This is a genomic window from Faecalibacterium tardum (genome assembly GCF_040096515.1).
In the GTDB taxonomy this organism is placed as follows: Bacteria; Bacillota; Clostridia; order Oscillospirales; family Ruminococcaceae; genus Faecalibacterium; species Faecalibacterium tardum.
In genome coordinates, this window is the sequence record NZ_JBBMEO010000038.1 from 1 (window position 1) to 16,796 (window position 16,796).

Here is a 16,796-nt window from a genome sequence, read left to right on the forward strand (position 1 = left end):
CACCGGAGCGTCCACAGACGCTCCGGTGTCTCTATTTTTTAGTATTACTCGATCAGGCCGTTGAGCAGGGTCAGGCACTTGCGGCTGTGCAGCTTGCGGATGGCCTTGGCTTCGATCTGGCGCACACGCTCACGGGTGACGCCGAAGTCGCGGCCGACCTCTTCCAGCGTGCGGGGACGGCCATCGTCCAGACCAAAGCGCAGGCGGATGACCTTCTCCTCGCGGGGGGTCAGGCTCTTGAGCGCCAGATTGATCTGCTGTGCCACCATGGCGCGGTCAGCTGCCTTGCCGGGAGCTTCGGCGTTTTCGTCCGCGACGAAATCGCCCAGAGAGGAATCCTCTTCCTCACCCACGGGGCTTTCCAGACTGGCGGGCTCCTGTGCCATGCGCTGGATCTCGCGCACGCGCTCCACGCTCATGTCCATGGCCTTTGCCAGCTCCTCCGGGGTGGGCTCGTGACCGTTCTGGTACACCAGCTGGTTGGTGGCCTGACGCATCCGGTTGATGGTCTCCACCATGTGCACCGGGATGCGGATGGTACGGGCCTGATCCGCGATAGCGCGGGTGATGGCCTGACGGATCCACCATGTAGCGTAGGTGGAGAAGCGGAAGCCGCGGTCACAGTCGAACTTCTCGGCGGCCTTGATCAGGCCGATGTTGCCCTCCTGAATGAGGTCAAGGAAGGCCAGATTATGGCCGACATGCTTCTTGGCGATGGACACCACCAGACGCAGGTTTGCCTCGCTCAGGCTGCGGCGGGCGTTCAGGCCGTCGCGGCGGGTCTTGAGCAGCTCCTGACGGCGTTCCTCGCTCAGGGGGCCGTTCTCCACGGCTTCCATGGCCTTTTCCTCGTCTGCCTTTTCCTCGGCATCCTCGGCAGACTTTTCGCTGTCCTCGTCCAGATCCTCGGTGTAGCTGCGGCTGTTCTCGTCCTCTTCAAAGGAGAAGCGAGCGCTGTTCTTCTTGATGTACTCCGGTGCGTCGTACTTCTGGCGGTCTGCCTGCAGAATGTGTGCAGCCTCGGCACCCGCATGGATGCGGCGGCTCAGCTCCACCTCCTGCTCGGCGCTCAGCAGCGGGATCTGACCGATCTGCTTGAGGTAGTTCTTCACCGGGTCGTCCAGCAGCTCATCCATGGCGGCCTTCAGGTCTGCCGGGTTCTCCTCGGCATCCTCTTCGTTCTCATCGGCAAGGCCCATGTCATCGTTGTTGTTCTCGGCGTTCTCCACCTCAGCAATGATGCTGTCCACGTCCAGACTCGGCTCGCTCTCCTCCTCCAGGATCTTGATGCCGCGCTCCTCCAGCAGGGTGTAGAGGGTGTCTACATCCATGCGGCATTGTGCCGCCAGCGCCTTGGCCTCCTGTGCAGAGAGGGTGCCCTCGCCCTTAGTCAACAGTTCCTTCAAAGTCATGCCCATTTTTTCTCTCCTTCCCACTCCGGGGAAAATTCTGTAATATCGCCCTGTGCATCAGATCACAAGGCCGCCGTTCACCCCGAACACCTGTCCGGTGATGTATCCGGCATCCTCGCCGGCCAGAAAGACCAGCAGCTTTGCAACTTCTTCCGGGGTGCCCAGCCGCCCCACAGGGGTCTCCTCGGCCAGCGCCGCCTTGTCCTCGGCGGTAAAAGCCGCCATCATGTCGGTCTCAATGACCCCCGGCGCTACGCAGTTCACCGTAATGCCGCTGGGGCCTTCTTCCTTGGCCAGTGCCTTGGTCAGGCCGATGAGCCCGGCTTTCGCGGCGGAATAGTGCACCTCGCAGCTGCCGCCGGTCTGGCCCCACATGCTGCTCACGGTCAGGATGCGGCCCTGCTTGCGGCGGATCATGCCGGGCAGCGCCAGCTGGCACAGGTGGAACGCACCGCTCAGGTTCACGTCCAGCATCCGCTGCCACTCCTCCGGGGTGATGTCGGTAAACAGCTTCTGCTGCGCGATGCCGGCGTTGCACACCAGTACATCCACCCTGCCCATGGCCTGCTCCACTGCATGGAACGCCAGCTCACAGCTGGCGCGGCTGGCTACATCGCACTGGATGGCGATGCACCCGGGCAGCTGCTGCTCCAGCGCAGCGGCGGCAGCGGCATTCTGGTGGTAGAGCACTGCCACCTGATACCCTGCTGCCGCAAAGGCGCGGGCAGCGGCAGCACCGATGCCCCGGTCGCCGCCGGAGATCAGCACCCGGCGCGCCGCAGCGGGTGCGGCAGGGGCAGGCTGTTCTTTTACAGGCTGCGGCGCAGGCGGCTGTGGCTCTTCGGGCTTTTCCAGCGTGATCACCCGGGTGGGCTCCTCCGCCACAGGTGCTGCCGGTTTTTCCAGCGTCATGATGCGGGTGGGTTCATCCACCACCGGTTCCACCGGCACCGCCGGCTTTGCAGCCGGTACGGCAAGGGGCTCCGGCGCGCTCTCTTCCTCCGGCACCTGAAAGGTCAGTTCAAACTCGTCCTCGTACAAGAGTGTATCCCTCCTGTTCGGTATTCTCGGCTCGGCGTAAGTGCGCCCAGCCGGAAAAACCCTGTGCCCATCCCCAGACAGTGCAGCGTTCCGTTCGTATGTCCGGCAAAGGTCCGGTGCTTTGGCGTGCCTGCCTGTGCTTATGATGGGTTTCGACAAGATTCCATTGAATAATATACCACAATCCAGCCCAAAAAGAAAGTGGGAACCGCAATTTTTTACGCAGTTCCCACTATTTTTCCTTATTTTCCCCTGTTTTCGGGCACCGGGGGCTTCCAGCGGGGTCTGCCCGCCCGCTTTTCCCGCAGGGAAACAAAAAACGCCTGCAAAAGCTGCTGTGCCTCGGCCTCCCGCAGCCCCTTTTCCACCACCGGATGGTGGTTGAAGGGCAGCGCAAACAGGTCGGTCACCGAGCCGCAGCACCCGGCCTTGGTGTCGGCAGCGCCGTACACCACCCGGCGCAGACGGCTGTTGATGATGCCGCCCGCGCACATAGGGCAGGGCTCCAAGGTGACGAACAGCTCGCACTCCCACAGCCGCCAGCCGCCCAGCGCCTTGCAGGCGGCATCAATGGCCAGCAGCTCCGCGTGGTGCAAAGCGTTCTTCTCGGTCTCCCGGGTGTTGTGCGCCGTAGCCACCACCTCGCCGTGCCGCGCCACCACCGCGCCCACCGGCACCTCGCCCAAGGCGGCGGCTTTGGCGGCTTCTTCCAGCGCAAGACCCATCAGTTCAAAATCGGTCATGTATCCCATCCTCTCATCCCATCGCCAGCACCAGCAGATTGTTTGCACTGTGCAGCAGCATCCCCGGCCAAAGATGTCCGGTGCGGTCTGCCAGCCACCCCAGACCCAGCCCGCACACCAGCGCGTAGGCCATGGCGGCGGCGCTGCCGTGCTGCAGGGCGAACAGCACCGCCTGCAAAAGAATGGCCTGTTCCCTGCCCAGCGGCTGCGCCCGGCGCTGCACCGCGCCCCGGAACACCCCTTCCTCCGCCAGCGGAGCCAGCAGGCAGACCCGGAAAAGCCGCGCTGCGCCGCCGGGCGGCGCGGGCAGCAGCACCGCCAGCGTCTTGCCCACCAGCAGATACCCCACCGCCCAGCCAAAGGCCGAAAGCAGTGCGGTGGTGCGGGGATTCAGCTTGTGCATGGTCGGTCTCCTCCTGCTATGGTTCGTTCCCGGTTATAGTACCATATCTGCCGCCGGGTGCGCAAGGTTTGGGCGTTCTGTCGTGGCAAATTTATGCAAAATATTGACACATCGCCCTAAATGGTGGTATAATAATTTCCAACCTTTTTATTGAAAGCGTTGCTTATACTGTATTTTACCGGTAGACCGGAGGTATTATTATGATCCGTATCCTCACCGATTCCGCGTGCGATATTCTGCCCGCCGAGGCGCAGCAGCTGGGCGTGACCGTGATCCCCCTGAATGTGACGCTGGAGGACGGCACCGTCCTGCGGGACGGCATCGACATGACCCCCAGCGAATACTATACCCATCTGGCAGCCTGCCGCAAGCTGCCCACCACCAGCCAGCCCAGCCCGGAGCAGTTCGAGCGGCTGTATCTGGACGCCGCTGCCGCCGGGGACGAAGTGCTGGGCATCTTTTTGTCCGATGCGCTGTCCGGCACCGGTCAGTGCGCCAGACTTGCTGCCGACCTTGCCAACGTGGACAATGTGGTGTTCGTGAACACCGAGAACGTCTGTCTGGGACAGTCCTTGCTGGTGCGGCTGGCGGTGCAGCTGCGGGACGCCGGCAAAACCATCACCCAGATCGCCGCCGATCTGGAAAAGGCCAAGCAGCACCTGCATCTGGTGGCCGCTGTGGACGATCTGAAGTATCTGCGCAAGGGCGGCAGACTGTCCGCCGCCGCAGCTGTGGCGGGCGGTATGCTGGGCATTAAGCCCATCCTCGCCGTCATAGAGGGCAAGGTGGTGCTGGCCGGTAAGGCGCGCGGTCTGCCCGGCGTGTATGTAGCGCTGTTCAAGAAGATCGACGAGATGGGCGGCATCCACCCGGACTACACCCCGCTGCTGGGCTACACCGTCAACCACCGGGAGCTGCAGCCGCTGCTGACCTACCTGCAGGACAATCTGCATCTGGACGCACCGCTGGTGCGCCAGATCGGCTGCGTCATCGGCACCCACACCGGCCCCGGCGCGTTCGGCATCGCGTTCTTTGATAAAGAGCTGGTGCTGGAATAAAACCTATATAAAGCAAGAACAAGACGGGCAGCCCGCAGGCTGCCCGTCTTTATTTTTACCCGTGAAAAAGTAGTTCCGAAACGCCCGCAGGCGTTTCGGAACTACAAATAAAATATTCTTTCCGCTGATTATGGCCAGAGCAAAGCGGAGGCCATTCCAAATCGTCCCGCCTTGCCCTTACAGCACCGCGTCCGAGATGAGCTTGCCCAGCAGCAGAACCAGCACCACCAGCATCATGGGGCGGATGAAGCGGGCACCCTTTTTCAGGGCGAAGTGGGAACCCAGCAGGTTGCCCAGAATGTTGCTGATGGCGCAGGGGATGCCGATGTGGAACACCACCAGACCGTTCATCAGGTAGGTGAACAGGCTGGCGTAGTTGCTGGCCAGATTGAGCACCTTGCCGTTGCCGTTGGCGGTGCGCAGATCAAAGCCCATCAGGGTGGTAAAGGCAATGATGGCAAAGGTGCCGGTGCCCGGGCCCATGATGCCGTCGTACAGGCCGATGCCCAAACCGATGGCCAGCGCCAGTAAAATCTTTTTCAGGTCCAGCGTGCCGTCGTCCCGGTTCTCATCCGGCAGGTTGCGCTGCCACAGAATGATGACCGCCGCCACCGGCAGGATAATGAACATCATGGTGCGCAGCATCTCATCGCTGAGCAGCAGCACGATGTGCGCGCCCAGCGCACTGCCCGCAAAGCTGCCGATGGCCGCCAGAACGCCCACCTTCACGTTTATGGCACCGCTTTTGAAAAAGTTTGCCGTGGCAAAGGTGGTGCCGCAGGCGGCGCTGAACTTGTTGGTGGCATAGGTGTAGTGGGGCGGCAGCCCGGCAAACAGATAGGCAGGCAGACTGATCAGCCCGCCGCCGCCGGCTGCCGAATCCACAAAGCCTGCAAAGCCGGTCATCAGCATGAGAAACGCCATCATCCACGGCGAAATTGTGATACCCATTGTTATAATTCCTCTTATCTTTCCAAGTCGTTTGTTCTTTTTCAGGGGACGCGCGCCTCAGACCATATAAAACCTCCCCTCGCAGGGCAATACACAGCCCGGGATACCCGCGCACAGCAGGGCATCTCCGGGCACTTTTTGCAATTTTAGAAGTTATTATTACAGATTGTTTTTAAAGAAGCGGTATGCGTTGCGCCAGTAGATAGCTTCTACCTCGTCCTCGGTAAAGCCCTCGCGGCGCAGTGCCTCGGCCAGCAGCGGCATATCTGCCGCCGTTTCCAGCTCGCGCTGACCGCCAATGCCGTCAAAATCGCTGCCAAGGCTGATGACCTCAATGCCGCCCACCTGCTTGAAGTGTGCCGCGTGCTTTGCCAGCCGCTCCACCGTGCTGCGGCAGAGCTTGGGGTGTGCCGAGTCTGCGTCCACAAAGGAAGCGCAGTAGTTCAGCCCTGCAATGCCGCCCTTTTCTGCCAGTGCGCGGATCATCTCATCGGTCAGATTGCGGTTGTGGGGCGACAGGGCACGGCAGTTGGAATGGCTTGCCGCAAAGGGACGGGTGCTGTGGTTTACGATGTCCCAGAAGCCCTTATCGGAAAGGTGGCTCACGTCTGCGGTGATGTGCAGCTTTTCCATCTCTTTCAAAAAGGCAAAACCCCGCTCGGTCAGGCCGGTCTCGGTGTTGGCCACCAGCGGCCCGCCGGGGTTTGCGTTGGGGGCTGCCAGCTCGTTGGGGTAGTTCCACGTCAGGGTCATCATGCGCACGCCCAGTTCCTGCAGCCGCCGCAGCACGCCCAGACTGCCCTTGCAGCAGCCGCCCTCTTCCACCGTCAGCATGGCGCTGAGCTTGCCCTCGGCGCGGTTGCGCTCAAGGTCGGCGGCGGTGTACACCGGGGCGATTTTTTCCGGGTAAGCTGCCATGAGCCGCTTGAAGATGTCGATTTCCTCCAGCACGCTTACCAGCGGGTCGGCTCCGGGTGCGGGGTCGGCCAGATTCACATAGGCCGCAAAGCATTGCAGCAGGTAATCCCCCTGCTGCAATTTTTCAAGGTCGATATGCAGGTCGTTGTGCAAAAAGCTTTTGGGTGCGCCCGCCTTTTCGGCGCGGCGCAGCTCGGACAGGGTATCGCAATGCAGATCCCAAACCTTCATGATGGATCCACTCCTTTATGCTTCTTCTCCCAGCAGCTGCAGCAGCTGTTCGGGGTTCATGGACAAAATCGCGCCGTCTGCCCCACCGGTAACGGTGTCGGCCAGCGACTGCTTGGCCTGTTGCAGCTCCACGATCTTTTCCTCAATGGTGTCCTGCGCGATCAGCCGGTACACCTGCACCGGGTTGCGCTGACCGATGCGGTAGGCGCGGTCGGTGGCCTGATTCTGCGCGGCAAGGTTCCACCACGGGTCGTAGTGGATAACGATATCAGCGGCGGTCAGGTTGAGACCTGTGCCGCCCGCCCGCAGCGAGATGAGAAAGACATCCGCCTCGCCCTGATTGAACCGGCGCACCTGCTCGGCGCGCACCGGCTTCGGGGTAGAGCCTTGCAGGGTGAAGTGGCTCACCCCGGCTTCGTCCAGCCGCTTTGCCAGCAGTTCCAGCATGGAGGTGAACTGGCTGAACAGCAGAATGCGGTGCCCGCCCGCCACCGCCTCGGTGACAAGTTCCAGACAGGCTTCCAGCTTGGCGCTGCTGCCGGTCCAGTTGTCCGCCACAAGGCGCGGGTCGCAGCAGATCTCCCGCAGCCGCATCAGCACAGCAAACACGGTCATCTTGTCCTCCGGCTTTGCCGCCCGCAGCTTTTCGCGGGCGTCCACCACCGCTGCCAGATACAGCTTGCGCTGCTCGGTCTCCAACTCAACGCGGCGCACATTCTCCGTTTTGGGCGGCAGCTCCCGCAGCACCTCCGACTTCATGCGCCGCAGGATGAAGGGGCCGGTGAACTGGTTCAGCCGCCGCACGGCGTTGGCATCCTCGTCCTGCACGATGGGCTTTTCAAACCGGGCGCAGAAGGTCTTGTAGGGGGGCAGATACCCCGGCATCAAAAAGGAGAAGATGCTCCACAGTTCGCCCAAGCGGTTCTCCACCGGGGTGCCGGTCAGGGCAAAGCGCACCCGGCTGTTCACCCGGCACACCGCCTTGTATTTCTGGGTGGTGTGGTTTTTGATGGCCTGCGCTTCGTCCAGAATGCAGGCGTAAAAGCTTTGCCCGGCATACAGTTTTTCGTCCCGGCGCAGCAGATCGTAGCTGGTGATGACGATATCCGCCTGTGCCCACCCATCGACCAGCGCGGCACGGTGGGCGGCATCGCCGTCCATGGCAACACTTTGCAGCTGCGGGGTGAACTTCTGGCATTCCTCCTGCCAGTTCAGCACCAGCGACGCCGGGCAGACGATGAGGCTGGGCAGCTGCTGCCCGCCCTCCTTCATGGCCAGCAGGTAGCTGAGCACCTGCACAGTCTTACCCAGACCCATATCATCGGCCAGAATGCCGCCCATGCCGTAGCCATCCAGTGTGCGCAGCCAGCGGTAGCCGTCCCGCTGGTATTTGCGCAGGGTCTTTTGCAGCGAGAGCGGCGGGGTATACTCGCTGTCCCGCACGGCGTGGAAGCTGCGGCTGATGCGCCGGAAAGCATCGTCCCGGTCGAACCGCAGACCGTTCTGCCCCGAAAGCGCCCAGTCCAGCGTAGGGGCACGGTAGAGCGGCAGGGCGGCGTGGCCGTCCTTCAGCTTTGCGCCGGAAAGCTCCAGCGTGTCGTTCAGCTCGTCCAGCCCTTCCAGACTGTCGTCCAGCCGCAGCAGACTGCCGTCCCGCAGGCGGTGGTAGCGTTTTTTCTGGTGCAGGGACTGCAAAAGCTCCCGCAGCTCCTCCACCGGGAAGGCGCCGGTGTCCACTTCCAAGTCCAGCACGCTGCCGTGCACCGAAACCCCTACCGAAATTTTAGGCGGGGCGGCCTGTAAGTTGCGGAAGGCATCGGTCTGGTACACCTCGCCCATGGCCAGCAGGGCGGGAATGCCCTCTTCCAGCAGCTGGAAAAGCGCCTCCTCCCCGGAAATGCTGTAATGCCCCGGCTTGCCGGTCTCGGGTTCCAGATAGGTTTCCAGCAGCCGCTTTGCCCGGTTCTCGGTGCGGGCATCCCGCAAAAGGTCGGGCGGCACCGGCTCGCCGGGGGCTACCCTGTCCTCGCCGTACAGAAAGACCGGGTACGCCGTAACGGTAAGCCCCCGGTCGGCATCCAGATAAAACTGCACCACCGGTTCCAGCGGGATCTGGTTCAGCAGCAGCCGGTCGGGGTCCACGATGTTGACCCGGTTGCCCAGTTCCGGCAGCACATAGCTGCAAAAAGCAGCGGCGTCCGCGCTGGTAAAGAACAAACTGCGCCCGCCAAAGGTATCCAGTACCGGCAGCACCCGGCGGCACTCCTCCCGCTGCATCCGCCAGAGGGTGGTTTCGCCCAGCAGATAGGCATAGTCCAGCCCCTGCACCCCGCTGAGCACCGGGGTACAGCTTAGCTGCACCCCGCCCTTGCGGCGCTCCACCTTCAGGCTGATGACCGGCAGTCCCTCTTTAAGGGTATAGCCGCCCACAACGCCCTCGGCGGCGTAAAGCTCCACAAGGGCATCCAGCCCCTCGCCGGTCAGCGGCAGACCGCCCGCCGGGCCTTTATCCCAAGCGGAGCGCACCGTGCCCTCGGATTCAAATTCCTGCCGGGCGCTCACCTGACTGCGCAGCAGCCGCAGCAATTGCTGCGCATCCGGGGCAAAAGCATCCCACCGGTGCACAAAGGCCAGCGATTTACCGTAGCTGACGCTTTCGCCCTGCTCGATCGCATCCAGAAACTGCGGGATGCTTTTTACCAGATACTGCCGCCTGCCGATGCCGTCCGAGACGCGCAGCCGCAGCCAGATACGGCCATTGTGCGGCGTAAGCTCCGGTTCCAGCAGAGCAAAGCCGGTGCGCTGCAATGCAGGCTGGGGCAGCTGCTGCGCGTCCTCCCGCTGGTAGCGCTTCAGCAGCAGCTGGGCATCATAGTCGGTCTCCGGTTCCTCGCCCCGCCACTTGCGGCCAAAAAGCATATCGAACCCGGCGCTGTAACTGTCCTTGCGGGGCTCCGGGTTCAGCCCGGCAACGCCCCGCTGCACCCCGGGAATGCTCTCCGGCTTTTTTTCCGGGGCAGGCGGGTTCTTTTCCGCGTCCTGTAACAGCAGCGCACCGATATGCTTGCAGTAGGTGCCGTCGCCGTTTTGATTATAGGGGCAGTCGCAGGAGGCGCTGACAAAGCTGCCGTTTTCCCGCAGCCAGACCTGTGTATAATAGCAGTCCGGCCCGCTGCCCTGCACCAGCGCTGTCAGGTGCCGCACCCCGTCCTCGTTGGTGGTGCAGCTGCTTTGCAGGATGCGCTTGCGGTACTTCTGTGCCCGCTCAAAGATGCTTTTGCCCAGCAATGCGCGGATCTCCTGTGCGTCCATGTGTTCTCCCTCCCCTGTGCTGTCGCGGTTCCGGTCTATTCTATAAGAATACCGCGTTCCACCCCGGGATGCAAGGGCAGAAGGGTAAAAAACGTTTAGAAAGCGCGGGCGGGACGATTTTGAATGGCCTCCGCTTTGCTTTGGCCATCTTCAGCGGAAAAATTATTTTTATATAGAGCAATACCGGAGCGTCTGCGGACGCTCCGGTATTGCATTTTTCACGGGAAAGACCGTAAAGGCAAACGGCATTTATCGTGTTATAGTAAGTTCACAACCGCTCAGCCCTGTTTTTCTGCGGGGGCTGTGCCGTGCTTGCGGGTCTTGAGGTGGTACATTTCCTGATCGGCTTTATCGATCAGGTCGTGCACGGTGGCGATGTCCGGCTCAAGGCGGGCGCAGCCGATGCTGATCTCGATCTGATAGGGCTTGCCGGAGGCTGCGTTGGCGGCGTCCAGCTCTCGCTGGATGGAGGCGATCAGGGTGCGCACCTCCACGCTGTTGCAGCCGCAGGCGATGCAGAATTCATCGCCGCCGTAGCGCGCCAGCACGCCGTTATAGTTGGCGCACACCTTTTTCAGGATGCCCGCCAGCAGCACCAGTGCGGCATCGCCCTCCAAGTGGCCGTATTCATCGTTGATGTGCTTGAAGTGGTCCATGTCCATCATGAGGAAATGCAGCGAGCGGTTGGGGTGGCGGCGGTAATAGGGCAGCTCGCTTTCCAGATAGCGCAGCGCCACGATGCGGTTGCTGACGCCGGTCAGGGTGTCCACCGTGAACTTGGTCTGCAGCACCAGCACATACACGCACACCAGCCCAAGCGTAATGCCGCAGCACAGCAGCCCGCGCCCGGGCAGCCAGCCTTGCAGCAAAAAGCCTGCCGCCGGCGCAAGCGCGAGCAGCAACAGGGTCTTCAGTTCCTCTTTGGGTGTTTCCTGCTTCCAGTGGCTCAGCGTCCAGCTGCAGCGGAGAAAGGCTGCTGCCAGATAAGCAAGCCCCACCAGCTTCGGCTCCCAGAACAAGGTGCTGCCCCGCAGCCCCTCTGCATCCAGATAGCAAAAGCCGCTTTCGTCCCGCGCTGTCAGCAGCGCCAGCAAAAGCAACGCCACCGGTGCGGCGCTGAGTGCCAGCTTGCGGCCGTCCTCCATCCATGTACGCCCCAGTTCTGCCTCCACATATAAAAACACCAGCAAGCAGCAGCACGCCGCCAGCAGATAAAACAAAATACTGCCCCCGGCGTTCAGCCGGTAGGTCAGGGGGATGCCCAGCTCCTCCCACGCGCCCAGCTGCGCCAGCGCACTGCCATAATCTACGATCGTCAGCGCCCCGGCAAACCACAGCAGCGCCGTAAACAGCCGCCCGGGCAGACTTTTATCCCGCATTTTCTGCTGCGCCCGCAGCAAAACCGCCAGTGTGACCAGACAGAACCCACTGACCTGAGTATGCGCAATAGCATCCATGCCGCAACGCTCTCCTTTATCCCAGGGCGGCTTTGCGCCGTCCCAACCCTTTTCCGCTCTTCCAACGTTCCTTTTTCGCGCAAACCCATTGTACCAAATCCATAACAAATATGCAACAAAAACTGAAAAATTCATACAAAAAAAGACACCGGAACGTCTTTCGGCGTTCCGGTGTCTTTTGAACTCAAATCACTTTGCCTGCGGATGGGCGGCATCGTTGCGCAGGGCGCTTTCGCGGATCTTTTCCAGCGTCTGCTCGCTGAGGATATGCTCTGCCTTGCAGGCGTCCTCGGCGGCGGTCTGCTCGTCCACGCCCAGCTGCACAAAGAAGTGGGTCAGCAGCTGGTGGCGGCTGTAAATGCGCTGAGCGATCTCCAGCCCGGGCTCCAGCAGGGTCAGGTTGCCTTCGCCGTCCACCGCGATATAGCCGTTCTCCCGCAGCTTTTTCATGGCGATGCTCACGCTGGCTTTGGTAAAGCCCAGCTCATTGACAACGTCAATGGAGCGCACTTTGCCCATACGCTGGCTCAGCATCAGGATCGTTTCAAGATAATCTTCTGCGGACTGGTGGATCTGCATGGTTTGTCCGGCCTCCTGCCTTATTCCCTCTGGGGGATTTTTCCGACAGGGGATGTGTACCCTCTGTCGTATGTTAAAGGATATCACACTTTTGCGGTTGATGCAAGTAATTCGCAGCAAGTTTTGTTAAACTAACCATATTTTTCTGCACAGAACTGCTGTTTTGCCGGTTTTGCGCCGCGCTTGTTTTGTGCAAAGGGTGCAATTTACAGCGCAGCCAGATAGGCCGCAGGGCCTGCCTCGTACAGATCGCCGCCGTGGGCGTCCAGCACAACGGTCAGGGGCATATCCTGCACGGTCAGGCGGCGCACCGCCTCACAGCCCAAGTCCGGCCATGCGATCACTTCCAGCGTCTGCACACTTTTTGCCATCAGCGCACCGGCGCCGCCCAGCGCAGCCAGATATACCGCGCCGTTGCGCACCACAGCTGCCTTGACGGCGGCATCCCGCTTGCCCTTGCCGATCATGATCTTGTTGCCAAGATCCAGCAGCCGGGGGCTCATGGCGTCCATGCGCCCGCTGGTGGTAGGCCCTGCCGAGCCGATGACCTCGCCCGGGCGCTCCGGGGTGGGGCCTACATAATAAATGGCGCTGCCTTCCAGATCAAAAGGCAGGGTCTCGCCCTTGTCCAGCGCCTCCATCATCCGCTTGTGTGCCTGATCCCGGGCGGTGTACACCACGCCGGAAAGCAGCACGGTATCCCCCGCCTTCAGCGGGGCCAGCTCCTGCGCGGTGCAGGGGGTAGTCAGTCTGTATTCCATCGTTCTCCCCTCCTTACAGCTCCGCGCTGGCGCGGCGGGTCACATGGCAGGAAACGTTCACAGCCACCGGCAGACCCGCCACATGGGTGGGCATCTGCTCAATGGCAAGGCCAAGACAGGTGGTCTTGCCGCCAAAGCCCTGCGGGCCGATGCCCAGTGCATTGATGGCGGTAAGCAGCTCCTGCTCCAGCTGGGCGTAGTAGGGGTCGGGGTTGGGGATATCCAGCGGACGCAGCAGCGCCTTTTTGGCAAGATACGCCACCTTGTCAAAGCTGCCGCCCACACCGATGCCCAGCACGATGGGCGGGCAGGGGTTGGAGCCGGCCAGACGCACGGTATCCACCACGAACTTTTTAAAGCCCTCCACGCCGTCGGCGGGCTTGAGCATCTGGATGCGGCTCATGTTCTCGCTGCCAAAGCCCTTGGGTGCCACCGTGATGCGGCAGCCCTCGCCGTCCACCAGATGCACTGTGATGGCCGCCGGGGTGTTATCGCCGGTGTTGCCCCGGCGCAGCGGGTCGGCCACGATGCTTTTGCGCAGGTAGCCGTCCGTATAGCCCCGGCGCACGCCCTCGTGGATGGCGGCTTCAAAGCTGCCGTCAATGTGCACATCGGTGCCCAGCTCCACGAACACACAGGCCATGCCGGTGTCCTGACAGATGGGCAGATTTTTCTCCTTTGCGGCGCTAAGGTTCGACCACAGCAGGTCTAATGTGTTCTTTGCCAGCGGCCACGGCTCTTCTTCCCGCGCCTTTTCCAGCGCTGCCTGCACGTCCTGCGGCAGCTGGGTGTTGGCCTTGATGCAGAGCTGCGCCACCGTATCCGTAATGCTCTGTGCGGAGATCGTTCTCATGCCTGTATCCTCCGCTTACAACCGTGCCACGCCGGTCTCGCGGGCAGCCTTTGCCACGGCATTTGCCACAGCCTCGGCCACGCGGGGGTCGAACGCGCCGGGGATGATGTTCTCCTCGCTGCGGTCTGCATCGGTGATGAGGTCTGCAATGGCGTAGGCAGCAGCCAGCTTCATCTCATTGTTGATATCCCGGGCGCGGACGCTGAGCGCACCCTTGAACAGGCCGGGGAAGCACAACACATTGTTGACCTGATTGGGGAAGTCGCTGCGGCCGGTAGCCATCACGCGCACGCCGCCCGCCTTGGCCTCATCCGGCATGATCTCCGGGGTGGGGTTGGCCATGGCAAAGACGATGGCGTCCTTGTTCATGGTCTTGCACAGCTCGGTGGTCAGGATGCCGGGGCGGGACACACCGATGAACACATCTGCGCCTTCCAGCGCTTCCTTCAGGCCGCCCTTGATCTGGCGGGGGTTGGTCACCTCGCCCAGCCAGTTCTTGTGGGCCTCGGCGCTGTTGCAGCCCTTGTACAGGGTGCCAAACTGATCCACCGCCACGATGTCCTTTGCACCGGCGGTCATGAGCATCTTGATGATGGCGGTACCGGCAGCGCCGGGGCCGTTCAGGACGATGTGCACGTCCTCCATCTTTTTGCCCACCACCCGCAGGGCGTTGATGAGGGCAGCGGTGACCACGATGGCAGTGCCGTGCTGGTCATCGTGGAACACGGGGATATCCAGCTCCCGCTCCAGGGTCTCCTCGATCTCGAAGCACTCTGGGCTCTTGATATCCTCCAGATTGATGCCGCCAAAGGTGGGCGCAATAGCCTTGCAGGCTGCAATAACGCTGGCAGCGTCGTGGGCGTCGATGCAGATTGGAAAGGCATCCACGCCGCCAAACTCCTTGAACAGCACGGCCTTGCCCTCCATGACCGGCAGACCGGCTTCCGGGCCGATATCGCCCAGACCCAGCACGGCGGTGCCGTTGGAGACAACGGCTACCATGTTGCCCTTGAAGGTGTACTTATATACATCGTCGGGGTTTTCCTTGATCTTGCGGCAAGGCTCGGCCACACCGGGGGTGTAGGCGGTGGACAGGTCGTCACGGGTGGCGACCTCCACCTTGCTCACGATGCCCACCTTTCCCTTGTGGGTCTCGTGCATTTCCAGAGCTGCTTTATTGTAATCCATTTAAATTTCCTCCGTTACGGTTCGCATCCTCGCCCTCTCTCAGTGGACAAGCCTCCCTCCATGAGGGAGGTGGCATCGCGCAGCGATGACGGAAGGAGGAACTCCTCCAGTCTCGCATACGCTCGACAGCCCCCTCAGTGAGGGAGCCTTATGTTCCGGGAAGGCTCACTTATTTTTATTGTAACAGAACCGTCCGGGTATTTCCACCGGTTTTGCGGCATTTCCCGTCCCAAAGCGGGCAAAAGTGATACCTGTGCCGGGCGGCATTTGTGGAATTTTCGCAAAAATCTTTTCTTTTCGCATTTTTCCGTTATAATAGGATGGTATGATATTTGCATTTTCCGTGAAAACGGTCTGCTATTTTTAGGAGGTATCTCTTTTGAAACGCATTACCAAGATCCTGTTGTGTGTGCTGTGCGCGGTGGCTGCTGTGCTGTGCGTAGCTGCGGCCTGCTTTATGCTGCTCAAAAAGCAGGGCAGCACCACGGCATCCTCTGCCACATCCGGCGCAAGCGTGTCCATCTACGGCAAGGTGTCGGATTTCGACTACGCCAGCTTCGATTATTCGGAGGGGCTGGACGATAACGGCCACTGGACCGGCATCCGCGCACTGGACTATGTGACGTTGCCGGAGGATGTATCCGCGCTGCCGCTCTCCAAGGCCGATATCGAGCCCACTGAAGCCGAGATCCAGACCCAGATCGACACCCTGCTGAACCAGTACGCCACCACCCAGAACATCACCGGCCGGGCAGCCCAGAGCGGCGACACCGTGAACATCGACTATTCCGGCGCGGTGGATGGCGTAGCTTTTACCGGCGGCACCGCCACCGGCTACGACCTGACGCTGGGCAGCCATTCCTTTATTGACGGCTTCGAGGATCAGATCATCGGCCACAACATCGGCGACACCTTTGATGTGACCGTCACCTTCCCGGAGGGCTACGGCGACTCCACCGACGCCGAGGGCAACACCATCACCCTCAGCGGCAAGGAGGCCGTGTTCAGCGTGACCCTGAACGCCATCACCCAGAGCGTTGTGCCCACCCTGACCGACGAGTGGGTGGAGACCAATTTTGCCGCCAGCGACGACCTGCACACCGCAGACGCCCTGCGCCAGTACTTTGACAGCGCCCTGTACGCCAACAATCTGGACAATGCCGTGATGGACTACCTGCTCTCGAACTCCACCTTTAAAGAAGTCCCCACCCAGATCACCAGCTACTACATCCGTATGTTCCTGAACTACCACTCTCAGCTTGCCACCAAGTACGGCATGGAGCTGGATGCCTACGCACAGGCCAAGGGCTACGCCGATGCCGACGCGATGCTGGCAGATTCCGATGCCTACTTTGAGCATCTGGCTAAGCAGGATCTTGTAATGCAGGCCATTGCGGAGCAGCTGGACATCACCCCCACACAGGAGCAGATCGACAGCGCCAACAGCTCCTACGCCGACACCTACGGTGCACAGCGCAGCATGCTGAACGCTTTGCAGCTGGCGGTGCTGGACAAGGTGGAGGAAAGCGCAGTGCTTTCCTGACAGTGCGTCGAAAAACGATTTTAAATGGCTTCCGCTACGCTCTAGCCATATTCAGCGGAAAAATTATTTTTAATAGAGCAATGCCGGAGCGTCTGCGGACGCTCCGGCATTGCATTTTCACGAGAGGGGTCGCAACCGAAAACTGCATTTGCAGCGCCGCTTTCTGCGAAAGCGCAGCGCTGTGGGGGAAAGTTTTTTGCAGACTTTCAGCGGGCTGAACTCCCTCAGTCAAAGCCTGACGGCTTTGACAGCTCCCTCGGAGAGGGAGCCTTTGGCATGGCGAGAAAGTTTCCGACTAAAGCACAAAGCTTGCGGGTGGAAACGCTCCCCTTGGGGGAGCTGTCGC

General features: G+C 61.2%; 14 protein-coding genes. 2 read left to right on the forward strand and 12 right to left on the reverse strand.

What is annotated here, in order from left to right:
- Positions 1–44: 44 nt before the first annotated feature.
- From WMO44_RS13240 to WMO44_RS13255, 4 genes are all read right to left on the reverse strand, one after another.
- Entirely contained in the window at positions 45–1,418 is a 1,374-nt protein-coding gene (locus WMO44_RS13240; RefSeq protein ID WP_349152868.1) for a sigma-70 family RNA polymerase sigma factor, read from the reverse strand.
- A gap of 51 nt (positions 1,419–1,469) precedes the next feature.
- Positions 1,470–2,453 (reverse strand): elongation factor P 5-aminopentanone reductase, encoded by a 984-nt coding sequence (gene ymfI, locus WMO44_RS13245; protein ID WP_349152869.1) that lies wholly within the window; start codon positions 2,451–2,453, stop codon positions 1,470–1,472.
- A gap of 242 nt (positions 2,454–2,695) precedes the next feature.
- A complete protein-coding gene (locus tag WMO44_RS13250; protein ID WP_044959752.1) occupies positions 2,696–3,196 on the reverse strand; it encodes a nucleoside deaminase in 501 nt (166 codons plus the stop codon).
- A gap of 13 nt (positions 3,197–3,209) precedes the next feature.
- Positions 3,210–3,599 (reverse strand): CPBP family intramembrane glutamic endopeptidase, encoded by a 390-nt coding sequence (locus WMO44_RS13255; RefSeq protein WP_349152870.1) that lies wholly within the window; start codon positions 3,597–3,599, stop codon positions 3,210–3,212.
- Positions 3,600–3,799: 200 nt separating this feature from the next.
- On the opposite strand from WMO44_RS13255, the gene WMO44_RS13260 reads away from it, so the two are divergent.
- On the forward strand, positions 3,800–4,657 hold the full coding sequence (locus WMO44_RS13260) for a DegV family protein (protein WP_349152871.1): 858 nt from the start codon (positions 3,800–3,802) through the stop codon (positions 4,655–4,657).
- Positions 4,658–4,834: 177 nt separating this feature from the next.
- On the opposite strand, the gene WMO44_RS13265 is transcribed toward WMO44_RS13260, so the two are convergent.
- The 8 genes from WMO44_RS13265 to WMO44_RS13300 form a co-directional block, all read right to left on the reverse strand.
- Positions 4,835–5,608 (reverse strand): TSUP family transporter, encoded by a 774-nt coding sequence (locus WMO44_RS13265; RefSeq protein ID WP_349152872.1) that lies wholly within the window; start codon positions 5,606–5,608, stop codon positions 4,835–4,837.
- 159 nt (positions 5,609–5,767) lie between these two features.
- Positions 5,768–6,757 carry a dipeptidase gene (locus WMO44_RS13270; protein ID WP_349152873.1) on the reverse strand — a complete coding sequence of 330 codons (990 nt, stop codon included), beginning with the start codon at positions 6,755–6,757 and terminating at the stop codon, positions 5,768–5,770.
- Between the two features lie 15 nt (positions 6,758–6,772).
- Complete coding sequence (locus WMO44_RS13275; RefSeq protein ID WP_349152874.1) at positions 6,773–10,069, reverse strand: DEAD/DEAH box helicase; 3,297 nt, start codon at positions 10,067–10,069, stop codon at positions 6,773–6,775.
- 278 nt (positions 10,070–10,347) lie between these two features.
- Positions 10,348–11,526, reverse strand: coding sequence for a GGDEF domain-containing protein (locus tag WMO44_RS13280; RefSeq protein ID WP_349152875.1), 1,179 nt, complete (start codon positions 11,524–11,526; stop codon positions 10,348–10,350).
- Positions 11,527–11,715: 189 nt separating this feature from the next.
- Complete coding sequence (locus WMO44_RS13285; RefSeq protein WP_015537258.1) at positions 11,716–12,105, reverse strand: metal-dependent transcriptional regulator; 390 nt, start codon at positions 12,103–12,105, stop codon at positions 11,716–11,718.
- 206 nt (positions 12,106–12,311) lie between these two features.
- Positions 12,312–12,866 (reverse strand): Fe-S-containing hydro-lyase, encoded by a 555-nt coding sequence (locus WMO44_RS13290; RefSeq protein WP_349152876.1) that lies wholly within the window; start codon positions 12,864–12,866, stop codon positions 12,312–12,314.
- 13 nt (positions 12,867–12,879) lie between these two features.
- Positions 12,880–13,719, reverse strand: a complete 840-nt coding sequence (locus WMO44_RS13295) for a fumarate hydratase (RefSeq protein WP_349152877.1) — start codon at positions 13,717–13,719, stop codon at positions 12,880–12,882.
- Between the two features lie 15 nt (positions 13,720–13,734).
- Entirely contained in the window at positions 13,735–14,907 is a 1,173-nt protein-coding gene (locus tag WMO44_RS13300; protein ID WP_129872202.1) for an NAD(P)-dependent malic enzyme, read from the reverse strand.
- Between the two features lie 379 nt (positions 14,908–15,286).
- Here WMO44_RS13300 and WMO44_RS13305 point away from each other — a divergent pair, with 379 nt between their 5' ends.
- Positions 15,287–16,450, forward strand: coding sequence for a trigger factor (locus WMO44_RS13305; protein WP_349152878.1), 1,164 nt, complete (start codon positions 15,287–15,289; stop codon positions 16,448–16,450).
- The last annotated feature ends 346 nt before the right edge of the window (positions 16,451–16,796 follow it).

Bases quoted from the DNA above. Each gene is read 5' to 3' on its own strand.
- WMO44_RS13240 (WP_349152868.1), bottom strand. From the start codon at position 1,418: ATGGGCATGACTTTGAAGGAACTGTTGACTAAGGGCGAGGGCACCCTC.
- WMO44_RS13250 (WP_044959752.1), bottom strand. From the start codon at position 3,196: ATGACCGATTTTGAACTGATGGGTCTTGCGCTGGAAGAAGCCGCCAAA.
- WMO44_RS13255 (WP_349152870.1), bottom strand. From the start codon at position 3,599: ATGCACAAGCTGAATCCCCGCACCACCGCACTGCTTTCGGCCTTTGGC.
- WMO44_RS13260 (WP_349152871.1), top strand. From the start codon at position 3,800: ATGATCCGTATCCTCACCGATTCCGCGTGCGATATTCTGCCCGCCGAG.
- WMO44_RS13265 (WP_349152872.1), bottom strand. From the start codon at position 5,608: ATGGGTATCACAATTTCGCCGTGGATGATGGCGTTTCTCATGCTGATG.
- WMO44_RS13270 (WP_349152873.1), bottom strand. From the start codon at position 6,757: ATGAAGGTTTGGGATCTGCATTGCGATACCCTGTCCGAGCTGCGCCGC.
- WMO44_RS13275 (WP_349152874.1), bottom strand. From the start codon at position 10,069: ATGGACGCACAGGAGATCCGCGCATTGCTGGGCAAAAGCATCTTTGAG.
- WMO44_RS13280 (WP_349152875.1), bottom strand. From the start codon at position 11,526: ATGGATGCTATTGCGCATACTCAGGTCAGTGGGTTCTGTCTGGTCACA.
- WMO44_RS13285 (WP_015537258.1), bottom strand. From the start codon at position 12,105: ATGCAGATCCACCAGTCCGCAGAAGATTATCTTGAAACGATCCTGATG.
- WMO44_RS13290 (WP_349152876.1), bottom strand. From the start codon at position 12,866: ATGGAATACAGACTGACTACCCCCTGCACCGCGCAGGAGCTGGCCCCG.
- WMO44_RS13295 (WP_349152877.1), bottom strand. From the start codon at position 13,719: ATGAGAACGATCTCCGCACAGAGCATTACGGATACGGTGGCGCAGCTC.
- WMO44_RS13300 (WP_129872202.1), bottom strand. From the start codon at position 14,907: ATGGATTACAATAAAGCAGCTCTGGAAATGCACGAGACCCACAAGGGA.